14 protein-coding genes are annotated in these 17,311 nt (G+C 65.8%); 7 read left to right on the top strand and 7 right to left on the bottom strand.

The features are described from left to right. Positions 1–7: 7 nt before the first annotated feature. From CSW63_RS13200 to CSW63_RS13220, 5 genes are all read left to right on the top strand, one after another. Positions 8–1,237, top strand: a complete 1,230-nt coding sequence (locus CSW63_RS13200) for a cyclopropane-fatty-acyl-phospholipid synthase family protein (RefSeq protein ID WP_062099923.1) — start codon at positions 8–10, stop codon at positions 1,235–1,237. 174 nt (positions 1,238–1,411) lie between these two features. Next, a complete protein-coding gene (locus tag CSW63_RS13205; protein ID WP_062099924.1) occupies positions 1,412–2,410 on the top strand; it encodes a cysteine synthase A in 999 nt (332 codons plus the stop codon). Positions 2,411–2,484: 74 nt separating this feature from the next. Next, positions 2,485–3,342: a 3-mercaptopyruvate sulfurtransferase gene (sseA, locus tag CSW63_RS13210; protein ID WP_062099925.1), complete on the top strand. Its 858-nt coding sequence runs from the start codon at positions 2,485–2,487 to the stop codon at positions 3,340–3,342. A gap of 24 nt (positions 3,343–3,366) precedes the next feature. Further along, positions 3,367–4,527: a cystathionine beta-lyase gene (metC, locus tag CSW63_RS13215; protein WP_062099926.1), complete on the top strand. Its 1,161-nt coding sequence runs from the start codon at positions 3,367–3,369 to the stop codon at positions 4,525–4,527. A 131-nt stretch (positions 4,528–4,658) separates the two neighbouring features. Continuing rightward, positions 4,659–5,735, top strand: coding sequence for an alkene reductase (locus CSW63_RS13220; RefSeq protein WP_062099927.1), 1,077 nt, complete (start codon positions 4,659–4,661; stop codon positions 5,733–5,735). Between the two features lie 63 nt (positions 5,736–5,798). On the opposite strand, the gene CSW63_RS13225 is transcribed toward CSW63_RS13220, so the two are convergent. The 5 genes from CSW63_RS13225 to CSW63_RS13245 all read right to left on the bottom strand — a co-directional run bounded on the left by CSW63_RS13225 (position 5,799) and on the right by CSW63_RS13245 (position 14,196). Further along, a complete protein-coding gene (locus CSW63_RS13225; protein ID WP_062099928.1) occupies positions 5,799–7,439 on the bottom strand; it encodes an NAD(P)/FAD-dependent oxidoreductase in 1,641 nt (546 codons plus the stop codon). A gap of 44 nt (positions 7,440–7,483) precedes the next feature. Then, positions 7,484–9,829 (bottom strand): glycoside hydrolase N-terminal domain-containing protein, encoded by a 2,346-nt coding sequence (locus CSW63_RS13230; protein ID WP_062099929.1) that lies wholly within the window; start codon positions 9,827–9,829, stop codon positions 7,484–7,486. Between the two features lie 10 nt (positions 9,830–9,839). Continuing rightward, entirely contained in the window at positions 9,840–11,390 is a 1,551-nt protein-coding gene (locus CSW63_RS13235) for an alpha-N-arabinofuranosidase (RefSeq protein WP_062099930.1), read from the bottom strand. Between the two features lie 106 nt (positions 11,391–11,496). Beyond that, positions 11,497–13,299 (bottom strand): IlvD/Edd family dehydratase, encoded by a 1,803-nt coding sequence (locus CSW63_RS13240; RefSeq protein ID WP_062099931.1) that lies wholly within the window; start codon positions 13,297–13,299, stop codon positions 11,497–11,499. A gap of 156 nt (positions 13,300–13,455) precedes the next feature. Continuing rightward, positions 13,456–14,196: a FadR/GntR family transcriptional regulator gene (locus CSW63_RS13245; RefSeq protein WP_062099932.1), complete on the bottom strand. Its 741-nt coding sequence runs from the start codon at positions 14,194–14,196 to the stop codon at positions 13,456–13,458. Between the two features lie 169 nt (positions 14,197–14,365). On the opposite strand from CSW63_RS13245, the gene araD1 reads away from it, so the two are divergent. Beyond that, complete coding sequence (gene araD1 / locus CSW63_RS13250) at positions 14,366–15,376, top strand: AraD1 family protein (RefSeq protein WP_062099933.1); 1,011 nt, start codon at positions 14,366–14,368, stop codon at positions 15,374–15,376. Positions 15,377–15,416: 40 nt separating this feature from the next. Continuing rightward, positions 15,417–16,553: an aldose epimerase family protein gene (locus CSW63_RS13255; RefSeq protein ID WP_062099934.1), complete on the top strand. Its 1,137-nt coding sequence runs from the start codon at positions 15,417–15,419 to the stop codon at positions 16,551–16,553. Here the strand turns inward: CSW63_RS13255 and CSW63_RS23400 are convergent. Together CSW63_RS23400 and CSW63_RS13265 are read right to left on the bottom strand one after the other, a co-directional pair. Then, on the bottom strand, positions 16,550–16,969 hold the full coding sequence (locus CSW63_RS23400) for a hypothetical protein (protein ID WP_231737594.1): 420 nt from the start codon (positions 16,967–16,969) through the stop codon (positions 16,550–16,552). The genes CSW63_RS13255 and CSW63_RS23400 overlap by 4 nt on opposite strands. Before the next feature lie 21 nt (positions 16,970–16,990). Continuing rightward, positions 16,991–17,209 carry a hypothetical protein gene (locus CSW63_RS13265; RefSeq protein WP_062099936.1) on the bottom strand — a complete coding sequence of 73 codons (219 nt, stop codon included), beginning with the start codon at positions 17,207–17,209 and terminating at the stop codon, positions 16,991–16,993. Between the last annotated feature and the right edge of the window lie 102 nt (positions 17,210–17,311).

The following is a 17,311-nucleotide window of genomic DNA, read 5'->3' on the forward strand; positions in this document are numbered from 1 at the left end:
TAACCGGATGCGAGGCTTGGCCTTGGAAACTGCGCTCTGGAACGATCCCGATCTGCGAACCGCCCCCACGGCTTTCCGCGCGGCTTTGCGCGTGGTCGCCAGCAACTGGGACGCAGGCTCGATCACCTGGATCCTGCCCACGGGCAAGACGATGACGATCACGGGCCCGAACCCAGGTCCCGACGCCACGCTCAAGGTCAATGATTACAACTTCATGCGGCGGGCTTTTACGTCCGGCGCGATCGGCTTCGCCGAGGGCTTCATGGCCGGCGAATGGGAAACGCCGGACCTGTCGGCCCTGCTGGAGGCGTTCTCGCTGAACTTCGACAAGCTGGGCGCTCTGGTGTCCGGCAATCCGCTGATGCGCGCCTTGCACGGTCTCTACCACCTGCTTCACCGCAATAGCCGCTCGGGTTCGAAAAAGAACATCCACGCCCACTACGACCTGGGTAACAGCTTCTACTCGCGATGGCTGGACCCGACGATGACCTATTCGTCGGCGCTCTACGAACGCCCGGGTCAGCCCCTGCCGGAGGCGCAACGCGCCAAGTACGCGGCCCTGGCTCGCACAATCGACCTGCGCCCCGGCAAGCATGTGCTGGAGATCGGCTGCGGCTGGGGCGGCTTCGCCGAGTTCGCCGCCAAGGAGGTCGGGGCCAAGGTCACCGGCATCACCATCTCTCAGGCCCAGTACGATTTCGCCCGCAAGCGCTTGTTCGAACAGGGCCTTTCGGAAAAGGCGGACATCCAGCTCGTCGACTATCGCGACGTCGAAGGTCGCTTTGACGCCGTCGCCTCGATCGAGATGTTCGAGGCCGTGGGCGAGGAGTACTGGCCGGCCTACTTCGCCAAGGTGCGCGATGTCCTGGTCCCCGGCGGCCGCGCGGGCCTGCAGATCATCACGATCCGGGACGAACTGTTCGACGAGTATCGCGGCCAGACCGACTTCATCCAGCGCTACATCTTCCCGGGGGGCATGCTCCCCAGCGAGGCGCGCCTCAAGGAAGAGACCGAGCGCGCGGGCCTGGAATGGAGCGATCTCAAGCGCTTCGGTCAGAATTATGCCGACACGCTAGCCGAATGGGCCCGCCGGTTCGAAGCCGCCTGGAGCGAGATCCGCAAGGATGGTTTTGACGAACGCTTCCGTCGCCTGTGGCGGTTCTATCTGAGCTACTGCGAGGCGGGCTTCCGGACCGAGCGAACCAATGTGATCCAGCTGGGTCTCAGCCGAGCCTAGGGGTGAGGCTGTCGGCTTGGCGTCTAGGCGGGCTTGTTGTGGATAAGAGCCTAAACATCTCAAGACCATGATGCTTTGGCCCGTCGCGCACCGTGCTTTCAGGAAAACTAGGCTTGCGCCGGCGCGGGACGACACGATCTACCAGCCACCTGAAAACCGCGCCCAAGGCTCGCCATGTCCATCCTGCCCAGCGTCCTCGACGCGATTGGAAATACGCCCCTGATCCGCCTCGCCCGTGCGAGCGAGGCCACCGGGTGCGAGATCCTTGGCAAGGCCGAGTTCATGAACCCGGGTCAGTCGGTCAAGGACCGCGCGGCGCTCGCCATCATCCGCGACGCCGAGGCCAAGGGCCTGCTCAAGCCCGGCGGGCGCATCGTCGAGGGCACGGCGGGCAATACGGGTATCGGCCTAGCCATGGTCGCCTCCGCGCTCGGCTACAGGACGACGATCGTCATCCCGCGCACCCAAAGCCAGGAAAAGAAGGACGCTATCCGATTGCTCGGCGCGGAGCTCGTCGAAGTTGACGCCGTCCCCTACTCAAACCCCGACAATTATGTCCGCTACTCCGGGCGCTTGGCCGAGGACCTCGCCAAGACCGAGCCTAACGGCGTGATCTGGGCAAACCAGTTCGACAACACCGCTAACCGCGATGCGCACTATCGCACCACGGGACCAGAAATCTTCGATCAGACAGGCGGTAAGGTCGACGGCTTCATCTGCGCCGTCGGCTCGGGCGGCACGCTGGCGGGCGTGGCGGCGGCGCTGCGGGAACGCAAGCCGGGCGTCCGGATCGGCTTGGCCGACCCCTACGGCGCGGCGCTTTACGCCTGGTACAAGGACGGCGAGCTGAAATCGGAAGGCTCCTCGATCAGCGAGGGCATCGGCCAGGGTCGGATCACGGCCAATCTCGAAGGCCTCGCCATCGATGATCCGTTCCGCGTCTCGGACCAGGAGATGCTGGAGGTGCTCTATGACCTCGTGCAGCACGAAGGTCTGTGCCTGGGCGGATCGGCGGGGATCAATGTCGCCGGCGCGATCAAGCTGGCCAAGGCGATGGGTCCTGGGCACACCATCGTGACGGTGCTGTGCGACCACGGCTCACGCTACCAGTCCAAGCTCTTCAACCCCGCCTTCCTTAAGGAAAAGGGCTTGCCGACGCCGCCTTGGATGTAGCTTGCGATCGGGGCGCGCGGGCGCGATGTTGCCCGGCCCGCAACGTGGCGAGTCAGACCCCGAAAGGCGCCCCCATGAGCACTCCGTCCGATCCGTTGGTGACCACCGCCTGGCTGGCCCAGCACCTCGACGCTCCCGACGTGCGCGTGGTCGACGCCTCCTGGCACATGCCGGCCGCCCAGCGGGACCCGCACAAGGAGTTTTTGGCAGCGCACATTCCCGGCGCGGTGTTCTTCGACATCGACGAGATCGCCGACGAGACCAGCGACCTGCCCCATATGATCCCGTCGCCGACCAAGTTCGCCTCGCGGGTCCGTAAGCTGGGTCTGGGCGACGGCTCCCGCATCGTCGTCTATGACAGCACCGGCATTCTGCCGGCGGCGCGCGTGTGGTGGCACTTCCGGGCCATGGGCCACGAGGACGTCGTCGTGCTGGACGGCGGTCTTCCCAAGTGGATCTCTGAGGGCCGCCCGATCGAGGACGGCCCGGCTTCGCCACAGGAACGGCATTTCACGCCACGTTATCAAGCCGATGTCTATCGCTCGCTGGAGCAGATGCGCGACATCGTGGCCAGCGGCCGCGAGCAGATCGTCGACGCCCGCGCCGCAGGTCGGTTCGAGGGCGTCGATCCGGAGCCCCGCGCCGGCCTGCGTGGCGGGCACATGCCCGGCGCCCGCAACATCCCCCTCTCGGCCCTGATCGCGCCGGACGGAACCATGCTGCCGGCGGAAAAGCTCAAGCCCGTTTTCGAAGCCGCCGGCGTCGATACCAACAAGCCCATCGTCTCCACCTGCGGCTCGGGCATCACCGCCTCGGTCGTGGCCCTGGCGCTGGCGCGCATGGGCAAGCCCCGCTCGGCGGTCTATGACGGCTCCTGGACGGAATGGGGCGGCCTGGCGGATACGCCTGTCGTCACGGGACCCGCCCAGTAGCTCACCACACCACCGAGACCCGCCATGGATGAAGAAACCCGCCTGATCCACACGGGCTCGAAGCCTGCTCGCCTGGGGCGGACCGTCAATCCGCCGATCCAGCGCGGCTCGACCGTTCTGCTGCCCGACGCCGCCTCGCTCTATGACGACGATCAGCTCACCTACGGGATCACAGGCCTCTCGACGCCCACCGCGTTGCAAAGCGCCTTGGCCGAACTGGAGGGCGCGACGAACGTCACGCTGTATCCCTCCGGTCTGGCGGCGATCACGGGGGCAATGCTCGCCGTGCTGAAGGCCGGCGACGAGGTCCTGGTCGTCGACAGCGCCTACAAGCCCACCCGCCGGTTCTGTGATCGGGTGCTGGGCCGCTTTGGCGTCACCACGCGCTACTACGATCCGAAGCTCTCGCCCGAAGCGCTCCTGGCGTTGGTGTCTCCCAGCACTCGCCTGATCGTATTGGAAGCCCCCGGCTCGCTGACCTTCGAGATGCAGGACATTCCCGCCATCGCCGCGGGGGCGAACGCGCGCGGCGTGCTGACCCTGATTGACAACACCTGGGCGGCCGGCCTGCTGTTCAAGCCGCTGGCGCATGGCGTCACTTTGAGCGTCCAGGCCCTGACCAAGTATGTTGGCGGGCACTCCGACTGCTTCATGGGCTCGGTGGCCACCCGCGACGACACGGTCGCCAAGCTCTTGGGCGACGCCATGTGGGATATCGGCTGGTCGGTGTCGTCTGACGACGCCTACACCATGCTACGCGGTCTACGGACCTTGGCGACCCGCCTGCCCCGCCATGCGGAGAGCGGCCTGGCCATGGCGCGATGGCTCCAGGAACGGCCCGAGGTGGCGCGCGTGCTTCACCCTGCTCTGCCTGGCGATCCGGGTCATGCGATCTGGAAGCGCGACTTCACCGGCGCCTGCGGCCTGTTTGGCGTCGTTCTCAAACCGTACTCGCAGAAGGCGGTTCATGCCTTCATGGACAGCCTTAAACTTTTTGGTCTCGGATTCTCCTGGGGCGGCTACGAGAGCCTGGCGCTGCACTGCGACCCGCAGCTGGGCGCACGGTCTATCCCGGTGAATCTGGAAGGGCCGCTGCTGCGCTTCCACATCGGCCTGGAGAATATCGAGGACCTCAAGGCCGATCTGCGCCGGGGCTTCGACGCGCTACGCGAGCACGGAGCCTAGAGCCCGCTTCGAGATTTCGAGGCGTCGCTTTCAGAGGAAATCAGCGTCCGTCGTAGTTGCAGCGGGCGGGAGCGCGACCAGATAGGTCTGCAGACGCCGACGCTGGTCGGCGCATGCCTAGGGACGAGTTCATGCCCAATCTGTTCGATCCGCTGCGCGTCGGCGACCTGACCCTGCCCAATCGTGTCGTGATGGCGCCGCTCACGCGACTGCGCGCCGGTCCGACCCACATCCCCAACCCGCTGATGGCCGAGTACTACGCCCAGCGCGCCTCCGCCGGCCTGCTGATCAGCGAAGGCGTGCCGGTCTCGCCGCAGGGCGTCGGCTACCCGGGTGTTCCGGGGATCTGGTCGGCCGAGCAGACCGAGGCCTGGAAGCAGGTCACCAAGGCCGTGCATGACAAGGGTGGTCGAATCTTCATGCAGATCTGGCACGTCGGCCGCATATCCGACCCGTCGCACCTGAACGGCGGGACGCCAGTCGGCCCCAGCCCGATCGCCGCCAAGGGCCATGTCAGTCTCCTCCGTCCCGAGCGCCCCTACCCCGTTCCGCACGCGCTCTCGATCGAAGAAATCGGCGGCGTGGTCGAAGATTTCAGGCGCGCGGCCGAGAACGCTCAGGCCGCCGGCTTTGACGGCGTGCAACTGCACGGCGCTAACGGCTACCTGCTCGACCAGTTTCTGCAGGACGTCAGCAACCAGCGCACCGACCAGTATGGCGGCGTGATCGAGAACCGCGCACGTTTGCTGCTGGAAGCGACTGACGCAGCGATCTCAGTTTGGGGCGCCGATCGGGTCGGCGTACATCTGGCGCCGCGCGCCGACAGCCACTCGATGGGCGATGGCGACCTGCCCACCACCTTTGGCTACGTCGCCAAGGCCTTGGGCGAGCGAAAGATCGCCTTCGTCTCCGCACGGGAGTATGAGGCCGCTGACAGCCTCGGGCCGGCGCTGAAGGCGGCGTTCGGGGGGCCCTACATCGCCAACGAGAAGTTCGACCTGGCCAGCGCCAACGCGGCCATCGAGTCCGATCGCGCCGACGCGATCGCGTTCGGCAAGGCCTATATCGCCAACCCGGATCTCGTCGAACGCCTGAAGCTCGGCGCCCCGCTGAACGCACCCGATCCTTCGACCTTCTACGGTTACGATAACGGGCCGCGCGGCTACACGGACTATCCTACTTTGGCGGAAGCTGCCGAGGCGGCCTGAGCCAGGCCAGCGGCGCGCCGGGCAAAGGCTTTTAGGTCGGCCTCGGCGCGCCTGCCCCCTCACTCAACAGGCGCTGATCAGCCCCTCGACGACGTACTGCTTGGCCACGGCTTCAGCGACCTTGATCCCGTCAACGGCGGCCGAGAGGATGCCGCCGGCGTAGCCCGCACCCTCGCCCGCCGGATAAAGGCCGGCGGTGTTGAGGCTCTGGAAGTCCTTGCCGCGCGTGATCCGCACCGGCGAGGAGGTGCGGGTCTCCACGCCGGTCAGAACGACATCCGGATGGTCGTAGCCGGGGATCTGGCGGCCGAAGACCGGCAGCGCCTCGCGCATGGCCTCGATGGCGAAGTCGGGCAGGCATTGCGCCAGATCCGTCAGATGCACCCCCGGCTTGTACGACGGCGTCACCGCGCCGAACGCGGTCGAGGGTCGGCCGGCCAGGAAGTCGCCAACCAGTTGGCCCGGCGCCTGGTAGGTTCCGCCGCCGGCCTGGAAGGCCAGGCTCTCCCACTTGCGCTGGAACTCGACGCCGGCCAATGGATGCCCCGGATAATCCTGTTCCGGGTTGATATCGACGACGAAGCCGGAATTGGCGTTCCGCTCGTTACGCGAATACTGGCTCATGCCGTTGGTTACGACCCGACCTGGTTCCGAGGTCGCAGCCACGACCGTGCCGCCCGGACACATGCAGAAGCTATAGACTGTCCGACCGTTCTTGGCGTGGTGAGAGATGGCGTAGGCCGCCGCGCCCAGGTCCTTGTGCCCCGCGCAGTCGCCAAAGCGCGCGCGGTCGATCCACGACTGCGGATGCTCGATCCGCACGCCGATCGAAAACGGCTTGGCCTCGATATGGACGCCGCGATCGTGGAGCACCTGGAAGGTGTCACGGGAGCTGTGACCCAAGGCCATGACCACGTGGTTGGCCGGCAGGTAGGGTTGGCCGGCGATATGCAGACCCTTCACGCGCCGCACGCCATCCTCGCCCACCGCGATGTCGAAGTCCTCGACCCGGTGCTGCCAGCGATATTCGCCGCCCAGACTTTCGATCAGCGCCCGCATGTTCTCGACCATGTGCACCAGGCGGAAGGTGCCGATGTGCGGATGGGCCTCGGTCAGGATCTCCTCGGGCGCTCCAGCCTTGACGAATTCGGTCAGCACCTTGCGACCCAGGAAGCGAGGATCCTTGATCTGGCTGTAGAGCTTGCCGTCCGAGAAGGTCCCCGCCCCGCCTTCGCCGAACTGGACGTTGGACTCCGGATTCAGCTCGCTACGCCGCCACAGAGCCCAGGTGTCCTTGGTGCGCTCGCGCACGACCTTGCCGCGATCGACGATGATCGGCTTCAAGCCCATCTGCGCCAGGATCAGGCCGGCGAACAGGCCGCAAGGGCCCGCGCCGATTACTACTGGACGCGGCCCGTCAAAGCCTTCGGGCGCCTTTGCGACGAAGCGGTAGTCCGTGTCAGGCGTAACCCGCACGTGGTGGTCGCCCTCGAACCGGCGCAGCACCTCTGCCTCATCGCGCAGCACGACATCGACAGAGTAGACCATCTGGATGGCGGACTTCCTGCGCGCGTCATTGGCGCGCCGGGCCAACTCAAAGCTCACTAGGTCAGCGGCCGGAACGCCCAGACGCGCCAGGATGGCGGGCTCCATCGCGTCCGGCGGGTGGCCGAGCGGCAGCTTCAATTCCGAAATACGCAGCATGACGCGCCTCTTAGCCGGAACGCGGCCGATGCGCCATCCAGGACCTAGATCAGGGCAAGCCGGCCTTCGCGCAGGCCCACGCGCCGGGTTTGTCCCTTTCGCAGGTCGAGCACCAAGCGTGAGCCGCCGCACACGAGGCGAACAGTCCCATCCGTTCCGGCTCTGACGGTCGCCTCCTCGAGCCGCCCAGCACGCCAGCGCACGTCGACGCCCACCGCGCCGCGCGCCCGCAGGCCCGTCATGCGCCCGCTCGGCCAGACGGAGGGCAAGGCGGGCAGCAGGAGGATCTCATCGTTGCGGCTTTGCAGGATCATCTCGGTCATGCCCGAGACGCCGCCGAAATTGCCGTCGATCTGGAACGGCGGGTGGGCGTCGAACATGTTCGGGTAGGTGCGCTCGGGCCCGAGCAGGAGCTTTAGGATGTGATGGGCGTGATCCCGCTCGCCCAGGCGAGCCCAGAGGTTCAAACGCCAGGCGATGGCCCAGCCTGTCGACAGATCGCCCCGCGTCTTGAGGCTGGTTCGCGCAGCGGCCGCCAACGCCGGCGTCTGGTCGATCGTGATCTGGTCGGACGGAAACAGACCGTAGAGATGCGAGACGTGGCGATGCTGGATGTCCGGCGCATCGGCATCCCAGTCCTCGAGCCACTCCTGTAGTTGTCCGTTCTTGCCAATCTTGTACGGCGCCAGCCGGGCGCGCGCGGACTCTAGTTCGGCGACGAAGGCTTCGTCCGGCCCGAGAACCGCCTCGGCCTTCAGGCAGTTGTCGAACAGGTCGCGGAGGATGGCCTGATCCATGGTTGGACCGGCAACCAGGGCGGCGCCGTGGCCATGTTCGTTCTCCGGCGAGATCGAAGGACTGGTCACCAAAGCTCCGGAAGCGGGATCGACCACCAGGGTGTCGAGGAAGAACCGCGCTGCGCCCTTCATCAGCGGATAGACGCGCGCCAAGTAGGCTCGGTCGCGCCCGTAGTCGTAGTGGTCCCACACGTGCTTGCAGAGCCAGGCTCCGCCGGTCGGCCACACCCCATACTTGGCGCCGTCGATAGGGCCGGTCGCACGCCACAGGTCGGTATTGTGGTGAGCGACCCAGCCGCGCGCGCCGTACACCGCCTTGGCCATGCGCTCGCCGGTCTGGGCGATATCTGACACCAGCGCGATCAAAGGCTCGACCAGTTCGGGGAGCGATGTCGGCTCGGCGGGCCAGTAGTTCATCTCGGTGTTGATGTTGATCGTGTACTTGCCGCCCCAGGGCGCCGACGTCTTGTCGTTCCAGATCCCCTGCAGATTGGCCGGCTGGCTTCCCGGCCGCGAGCAGGCGATCAACAAGTAGCGCCCATATTGGAAATACAGCGCCGCCAGGGACGGATCATCCGTCGTCGGTGAGCGCCGGATCCGTTCGTCGGTGGGAGCGAGTTCGGCTCGCGTGCGCCCGAAATCCACGCTCACGCGTCGAAAGAGCGCGCGATGGTCGGATTGATGCGTCGCGAGCAACTGCGCCCACGATCTGCCCGCCAACCGCGAAAGCGTCGCCTTGTTCAGCGCCTGCGGATCGCCGGAAACATCGTCGTATCGACGGAAGCTGGTTGCGGCCGCGATCAGTAGAAAGACCTCGTCTGCGCCCTCGACACGCAGCTTGCCCTCGCCGCGAGCGAGCCGCCCGCCCTTGGCGCGCACTTGGACACGGCATTCAAACCGCAAGCGCGCTGGTACCCCTTGCTGACCTTGGTTGACGCCCGAGAGCACCAACGTGTCGCCCTCAATCGCGACACCCGTCTTGAGAGGCGAGGCGAAGCTCAGATCGACCGAAATCGTGCGAGCGCGGCTGGCCGAAAGGCGAACCACGATCACACCGTCCGGCGCGCTGGCGAACACCTCGCGCTGGTGCGCCACGCCGTCCAGCCCAAAGCGCGTCGTCGCAATGGCCCCGTCGAGGTCCAGCTCTCGCCTGTAGTCCGAGATCGGCCGGTCCAAGCCCGGAAAGTCCAGGCGCAGGTCCCCGATCGTCTGGTAGGACATCTGATACTTGGGCCGCGCCAGGAACTTGGCGTCCGCCAAAGCCTCGGCCTTGGCGTACTCGCCGGCCGCGATCAAATGTCGGATCTCGGGCAGCGCAACGCGGGCCTCGGGATTGATCGGCTCGTAAGGGCCGCCGGCCCAAAGTGTGTCTTCGTTCAGCTGCAGCCGTTCAGCCGCCACGCCGCCAAAAACCATAGCGCCAAGCTTGCCGGAGCCGATCGGCAGAGCCTCGACCCACTCGACGGCGGGCTGCCGGTACCAGAGACGATCCGTCAGATCTTCAGTCGAGCGCGCCAATGTCGGCGCGCCGCCGGCGAGCGCGGTGGCGCCAAGACCTGCGACAGCGCCACGGCGGGTGAGCTCTGCGGCCACGCTCGCCCGCCTAGTCCAGCTTGACCACGACCACTGATTTCGACGGGATGTCCAGGGTCAAGCGGTCGCCGGACAGTTTGGCGCCCTTGAAGTCGACCGGAACCACGGTGGGCTTTGCGCCGAAAGTGTTCATCGCGTCCATCTTGTCGGCGGTCAGAACCTGTCCGCTCACGGCCTTGGCCTTCAGGCCCGCCAGAGAGACGCTGAGCTTGACGCCGTCATCCGGAGACATGTTGGCCACCGCGACATAGATCTTGCCGTCCTTGCCCCTGGCCGCCGAGGCGTTGAAGGCCGGGATCTTGCTGCCGGCGACGTCGATCTCCGGCGCCTTGGTCTCCAACGGGATGGCCGTCGAATCCTGGAACGGCACGTACATCTGGTGGGCGTAGTAGGTCGGAGTCAGCACCATCTGGTCGCCCTTGGTCAGGATGACCGCCTGAAGGACATTGATGGTCTGGGCGATGTTGGCCATCCGCACGCGCTCGGCGTGCTGATGGAAGATATTGAAGTTCGCCGCCGCCAGTACGCCGTCACGCAGGGTGTTCAACTGGTAGAGGTGACCGGGGTTCGTGCCCGGTTCGGGGTCATACCAGGCGCCCCACTCATCGACATACAGCCCGATGCGCTTCTGGGGATCATTGCGGCCCATCACCGCGATGTGCTGGCGAAGCAGATCGTCCATCCGCAGAGTCTGCGCGAACGACTTCCCCCAGGCGGCCTTGGCAAAGCCCCTGGCCGCGCCCTTCTTGTTCCAGTCGCCGGTCTGGATCGTGTAATAGTGCAGCGAGATGGCGTCCATCTGCTTGGCGGCCGCCTTGGTGACAACGTCGGTCCAGTTCACGTCGAACGAATTGGCGCCCGAGGCCACCCGAACCGCCGGGTTGTCGCTGTTCTTGTGGAAGAACGACGAGAAGCGGCGGTACTCGTTGGCGTAGTACTCCGCCGTCATCTCGCCGCCGCAGCCCCAGTTCTCGTTGCCGATGCCGATGAACGGCACCTTCCAGGGCTTGTCGCGACCGTTGGCGCGGCGCTCCTGGGCCAGGGTGTCGTCGCCGGGCGAGGTCATGTACTCAATCCACTCGCGCATCTCGGTCGGATTGGACGAACCGACATTGACCGCGACATAGGGGTCGGCGCCGACCTGCTCGGCGAAGTCCATGAACTCGTGCGTGCCGAAGGCGTTGGTCTCGGGCGAGCCGCCCCACCAGTTGTTCTTGCGCGAGGGACGCTTGTCGCGAGGACCAATGCCGTCGCGCCAGTGATACTCATCAGCGAAGCAGCCGCCCGGCCAGCGGATCACCGGCGTCTTGATCGCCTTCAGAGCGCCGACGACGTCGCTGCGCACGCCTCGGACATTGGGGATCTTCGAGTCCGGTCCGACCCAGATACCGTCATAAACGCCGGCGCCCAGGTGTTCGGAGAACTGGCCGTAGATGTAGCGGGAAATCGTCGGACCAGACTGATCGGCCCGAAGCGTCGCCGTTGCGCTGATCTCCGCAGCCCGAGCGCTCGCCGCCAGGGCCAGCAGCGCGACCGCCGCGCCCAACCACTTGCCGCCCATAGTGCTCTCCCAACCCTTTGTCGTTGAGCAAGCCTTAGCAGGCGATTATTTGTCCGACAATATAGCTTACAGATCGACGTTCGTCGTACGGCGTCGATCCGGCTCCCTAGTGGTTGTCGCGCGGCAACCCCTTGGTCTGGGCGATCCGCTGATATTTCACCGCCGGCTCCAGCACCGCGCCTGTATCCATCTGTCCGATAGCGTTCCGCTGGATTTCCTGCCAGGGCGTCTGGCTCTCCGGATAGGCGTAGCCGCCCCCCGCCTCCAACGCCCTGCGACGCTCGACGACCTCAGAGGCGGAGATCAGGACGTCCACCCGCGACTTGCGGAGATCAAAGCGAACCCGGTCACCTGTCTTCAGCAAGGCGAGGCCACCGCCGGCCGCAGCTTCGGGCGAGGCGTTCAGGATCGAGGGCGACCCGGACGTGCCCGACTGGCGTCCGTCGCCGATGCAGGGAAGTTGATGAATACCCTGCTTGATCAGGTAATTCGGCGCGCGCATGTTCACGACCTCGGCCGCGCCCGGATAGCCGATCGGTCCCGCGCCGCGCATGAACAGGATCGAGTTGGCCGTGATCCCCAGCGCGGGGTCATCAATCCGGTGATGGTAGTCCTCGGGGCCGTCGAACACGATCGCGTCCCCTTCGAAGGCGTCTGGATCGTCGGGGTTGGACAGATAGCGCGCGCGGAACTCATCGCTGATCACGCTGGTCTTCATGATGGCCGAGTTGAACAGATTGCCTCGCATGATCGCAAAGCCGGCGCGTTCAACGAGCGGACGCGCAAAGGGACGGATCACGTCCTCGTCCTCGATGACGGCGCCCCGATACTGCTCGCCGATGCTCTGGCCTGACACCGCCCGGGCGTCCTCGTGGATCAAGCCCTGCTCGATCAGTTGGCCAAACACCGCCGGCACGCCGCCCGCGCGGTAGTAGTCCTCGCCGAGATACTCGCCGGCGGGCTGCAGGTTGACCAGCAGCGGCACGTCCTTGCCGGCGGCCTCCCAGTCTTCCAGCTTCAGCTCCACGTCCATGTGGCGCGCCAGGGCGTTCAGATGGATCGGCGCGTTGGTCGAACCGCCGATCGCCGAGTTGACGACGATCGCATTGAGGAACGCCTCGCGGGTCAGGATGTCAGAGGGCTTGAGATCCTCGGCGACCATCTCGACGATCCGAAGGCCCGTGCGATAGGCGTTCTCCTGACGGTCGCGATACGGCGCCGGGATCGCGGCCGAGCCGGGCAGCGACATGCCCAGGGCCTCGGTCAGCGAATTCATGGTCGTGGCCGTGCCCATGGTGTTGCAGTAGCCGGTCGACGGCGCTGAGCTGGCCACGAGCTTGATGAAGCCGGCATTGTCGATTTCGCCGGCGGCCAGCATTTCGCGCGCCTTCCAGACGATCGTGCCCGAACCGGTGCGCTTACCCTTGTGCCAGCCATTCAGCATCGGCCCCACCGACAGGGCGATGGCGGGAATGTTGACCGTCGCCGCCGCCATCAAGCAAGCCGGCGTGGTCTTGTCGCAGCCGATGGTCAGAACCACACCGTCGAGCGGGTAGCCATACAGCAGCTCAACGAGGCCCAGATAAGAGAGATTGCGATCCAGGCCAGCCGTGGGCCGCTTGCCGGTTTCCTGGATCGGATGCACCGGAAACTCCAGCGCGATACCGCCGGCGCTGCGGATGCCTTCGCGCACGCGATCGGCCAACACGAGGTGATGGCGGTTGCAAGGGGAGAGATCCGACCCCGTCTGGGCGATGCCGATGATCGGCTTGCCTGACTGCAACTCCTCCAGGGTCAGGCCGAAATTGAGGTAGCGCTCCAGGTAGAGCGCCGTCATGTCGATATTGTCGGGATTGTCGAACCAGGCGCGCGACCGAAGCGCGCGCGGGGGGACGTTAGGGACGCTCATGACAACCCTTGATGACAGGAACTGGCGATCACGCGGCTTAGATCGACGCGGATTGACCGCGACGGTTCGCCACCGCCTCACCTATCGCATTTGTCTGACTATACGCCGAAGCCTGGAGCGTCAATGCGAACGCCGCTCCTCTGGAAAAGCGACCGACTACGGCTTCAGCGAGGCTCGGGTGTCTTCCAGGGCCAGGGTGACCAATCGCTCCATGGCCTCGCGCGCCTGATCCTCGCGCCCCGCGGCGATGGCGTCGAAGACCTTCCAGTGCTCGGGCATCGGGTCGCGCGCCAGGCCACGTCCACGCTGCTTGAAGATCGTGGTCCAGCGCACCGCCGCGCCGATGCTGCTGCTGAGGGTGAATAGCGGCCCGTTCGCGGTGGCTTCCAGCACAGCGTCGTGGAAATCCCGATCGGCCGCCTGCCCCGCCTCGGTCGCCAGCGTCTCGTGCTGCATGGCGACGAGCGCGGCGCGCATCCGCTCCAACTGTCCCTCGTCGCGCCGCTTAGCCGCCAAGGCCGCCGCTGCGGGCTCGACGATCATGCGAAGCTCATAGAGTTCCTGCAGAAATGACTCGCTGGGTTCTGACTCGAAGAACCAAGAGAGCACCTCAGGATCGAGCAGCCGCCAGCGAGACCGCGGACTGACGCGCGTGCCCGTCTTTGGCCGGCTCTCCACAAGTCCCTTGGCCGCGAGTATCCGGATGGCCTCGCGATAGGCGCTGCGGGAAACCTGGAGCCGTTCGCTGGCCTCGATCTCGTTGGTCAAGACATCGCCTGGCTGGTGCTTGCCGGAGACGATCGCCGCGCCGAGAGACCGGGCGATCGCCCCGTGAAGACGCCCCGAGGACGCCTCCTCACGCTCGCCGCCGGCTTCCTCGCCCTTCGCTTTCCCCACCCGCAGGTCACTCCAGATCGCCGCGCAGCACGAAAGCTGGCGCGCCGGGACTCTAGGGAGACTGCGCCGTTCAGAACAAGAGAATTCCATCGCTTCAGATCCGCGTCTGTTTGACAGGGTGGCCAGGACCGTTATTTGTCTGACCATTAGAACCAAGGGAGGCGAGCCGGTGGCGCTTCGATTCGCGCAGCTGAAAACGCCGTCGGGCGAGCGGCGGCTTGTCGCGATTGATGATTCTCGCCAGGCGCGCCGCGTCGAGGTCGCCGATACGCTGTACGCGCTTGCGCAAACTGCAATCGGGGCCGGCGTGACGCTGTCAGACGCCGCGCAGATTAGGCCTCTGGGCGAGACCGTCGATCTCGACACCGCCCTCGCGGAAGGCCGCGTTCTCGCGCCGATCGATCACCCCGACCCCGCACACCTGTTGATGACGGGCACAGGCCTCACCCACCTGGGGTCCGCCGAAGGCCGCGACCAGATGCATAAGGCGGCCCTCGCCCATCAGGCGGGGGCCGACGAGCCGCTGACCGACTCGCGACGGATGTTCCTGATGGGCGTGGCAGGCGGCAAGCCGCCCGCCGGCGAGGTCGGCGTGCAGCCTGAATGGTTCTACAAGGGCGACGGCTCGCAGCTCGTCGCGCCGGGCCAGGCGCTTGTGTCCCCCGCCTTCGCCGAGGACGGCGGCGAGGAGCCGGAGATCGCCGGCGTCTATCTGGTGGGTCCAGACGGAACGCCTTATCGCCTCGGTTATTGCCTGGCGAACGAGTTCTCCGACCATGTGGTGGAAAGGGGCAACTACCTCTGGCTGGCGCATTCCAAGCTCCGTAACGCCGCCCTTGGTCCCGAACTGCTGACCGGACAGCTGCCGGAAGAGATCCACGGCGCCAGCCGGATCATTCGCGATGGCAAGGTGGCCTGGGAACAGCCCTTCCTGTCCGGCGAAGGCAACATGTCCCACGCCTTGGCGAACCTGGAACACCATCACTTCAAGTACGACCTGTTCCGGCGACCGGGCGACGTGCACGTCCACTTCTTCGGCGCGGCGACGCTTTCGTTCGCCTCCGGGTTCCAGACCCAAGAGGGCGATGTCTTCGAGATCGAAGCCCCACCGTTTCATTATCCCGCGCGCAACACGCTTTCGCGCGCGCCGTCCACCACGACAACCGTCAAGTCACTGTAGAGCGGCCAAGCCGCCGATAACGATATCAAGGGAGAGGACCATGAAGCTGAAGACCATCGCGCTCTGCAGCGCAGCGCTCCTGATCGCCGGCACCGCTCAAGCAGCGGACCTCTCGCGCAAACCGTTCGGTAAACTGCCCTCGGGCGAAACGGTTGAGGCCCTGACCCTGACCAACGGGAACGGCGTCAGCGCCACGGTCATCACCTACGGCGCCACTTTGCAATCGCTGATGGCGCCGGGTCGCGATGGCAAGAGCGCCGATATTGCTCTCGGCTTCGCCGACGCCTCCGGCTACGCCAGCAACAACAGCTATTTCGGGGCCAGCGTCGGGCGGTTCGCCAATCGGATCGGCAAGGGACGCTTCAGCCTGGACGGCAAGACCTATCAGTTGGCGCTGAACAACGATGGCGTCGCCGCGCTGCATGGCGGGGTCAAAGGGTTCGACAAGGTCGTCTGGAAAGTGCTGGAAGCCAAGGCCGGCCCAGTGGCGTCCGTGACCTTTGGCTATGTCAGCCCCGATGGCGAAGAAGGCTATCCGGGCACGCTGACCGCGACGGCGACCTATGCGCTGGACGAACAAAACCAACTGACGATCACCTACGGGGCGACTACCGACAAGCCGACGATCGTCAACCTGACCAACCACGCCCTGTTCAACATGGCCGGCGAAGGCGCCCCCGAGGGCGCCATGGGAAATGTGTTGACCATCCCCGCTGACGGATACACCCCCGTCGACGCCGAACTGATCCCTACGGGCGCGGTGGCGCCGGTGGCCGGGACTGCCTTCGACTTCCGAAAGCCGGCGGCCGTTGGCGATCGCATCCGCGACGCCAACGATCCCCAGCTCGTGATCGGACGCGGCTACGATCACAACTACGTCCTGAACGGCCCATCGGGCGCCGCGCCGCGACTGGCCGCCCGCCTTTCCGATCCAAAGAGCGGTCGGACGCTTGAAATCCTGTCGACCGCGCCCGGGCTGCAATTCTATGCCGGCAACTTCATGAATGGGCTGATGATCGGCAAGAGCGGCAAGATGTATCGCCAAGGTGACGGCATCGCCCTTGAGCCGCAGCATTTCCCCGACGCGCCCAACAAGCCGCAATTCGCCTCCACGCGGCTCGACCCAGGCCAGGCCTACAAGAACACGATGGTGTTCCGACTGAGCGTGGCTCGCTAACGCGGCGCCGACCAGGTTCTCGGCTCGTTCAGCGCCTCGTCGATCATCCGAGAAGCCGCTTCGCAGCGGCTCTCGGCGTTGCGAGGGTCGGCCGCCTGGGGGGTCTTCTGGCGCGCCTCGCGCGCCTGAGCGCGCCGCGTCTCAACCAAGTGTTCGTTGATCGCGGCCATTTGCAGCCGGATGCTGTCGCTCTGAAGCGCTAAACGGCGTTCGAGCTCTTCAATCCTCGTCTGGCTGGCGCAGAGCGCTCGCCGGGCTTCATCGCGTTCCGCTGTCACGATTTCCAGAGCAAGGCGGATGTCCGAGGTCCGCGAACCGGCGTTGGACATTTTTACACCAGCGATGACGCCGCCCGCGACGGACAACAGCCAGAGAGTCTTCAGAATAAAGGGCGTAGCGCCTGCGTCCCACAGCATCTGCATAACCCCTGATCGATACTACAGGGCGCCGCGCCCAAACTGGGCTCGGCGGATCGAGGTGTCTGCGTGCTGCATGACGTCATCGACTACGGCCGAAAGCATGTCGCCTGTCAGGCCATGTTCCCGCGCCCAGACCGAAAGCGCGTGGCGCAGAAAAGTCGCTGCAACCGCAGGGGCGGCTTCACCGTCCAGGGGCGCGAACGTCGCAGGTTCGATCGAGGCTTGGTCCAGACTCACGGCGGGGTCCTTTCAACGAGCCGGGCGCTTACGCCCCGGGCTGATCTCGAAAAGGCGAACCCGACCGGCGGTTGGCCGGGTCCGCAGTCGGTTCACGCGACC

Origin of the sequence: Caulobacter sp. FWC26 (assembly GCF_002742645.2) — a bacterium.
Lineage (GTDB): Bacteria > Pseudomonadota > Alphaproteobacteria > Caulobacterales > Caulobacteraceae > Caulobacter.

Coding starts and splice junctions, on each gene's coding strand:
- CSW63_RS13255 (WP_062099934.1), top strand. CDS start 15,417: ATGAAGCTGAAGACCATCGCGCTCTGCAGCGCAGCGCTCCTGATCGCC.
- CSW63_RS13235 (WP_062099930.1), bottom strand. CDS start 11,390: ATGGGCGGCAAGTGGTTGGGCGCGGCGGTCGCGCTGCTGGCCCTGGCG.
- metC (WP_062099926.1), top strand. CDS start 3,367: ATGGATGAAGAAACCCGCCTGATCCACACGGGCTCGAAGCCTGCTCGC.
- CSW63_RS13220 (WP_062099927.1), top strand. CDS start 4,659: ATGCCCAATCTGTTCGATCCGCTGCGCGTCGGCGACCTGACCCTGCCC.
- CSW63_RS13225 (WP_062099928.1), bottom strand. CDS start 7,439: ATGCTGCGTATTTCGGAATTGAAGCTGCCGCTCGGCCACCCGCCGGAC.
- CSW63_RS23400 (WP_231737594.1), bottom strand. CDS start 16,969: ATGCTGTGGGACGCAGGCGCTACGCCCTTTATTCTGAAGACTCTCTGG.
- CSW63_RS13200 (WP_062099923.1), top strand. CDS start 8: ATGCGAGGCTTGGCCTTGGAAACTGCGCTCTGGAACGATCCCGATCTG.
- CSW63_RS13240 (WP_062099931.1), bottom strand. CDS start 13,299: ATGAGCGTCCCTAACGTCCCCCCGCGCGCGCTTCGGTCGCGCGCCTGG.
- sseA (WP_062099925.1), top strand. CDS start 2,485: ATGAGCACTCCGTCCGATCCGTTGGTGACCACCGCCTGGCTGGCCCAG.
- CSW63_RS13205 (WP_062099924.1), top strand. CDS start 1,412: ATGTCCATCCTGCCCAGCGTCCTCGACGCGATTGGAAATACGCCCCTG.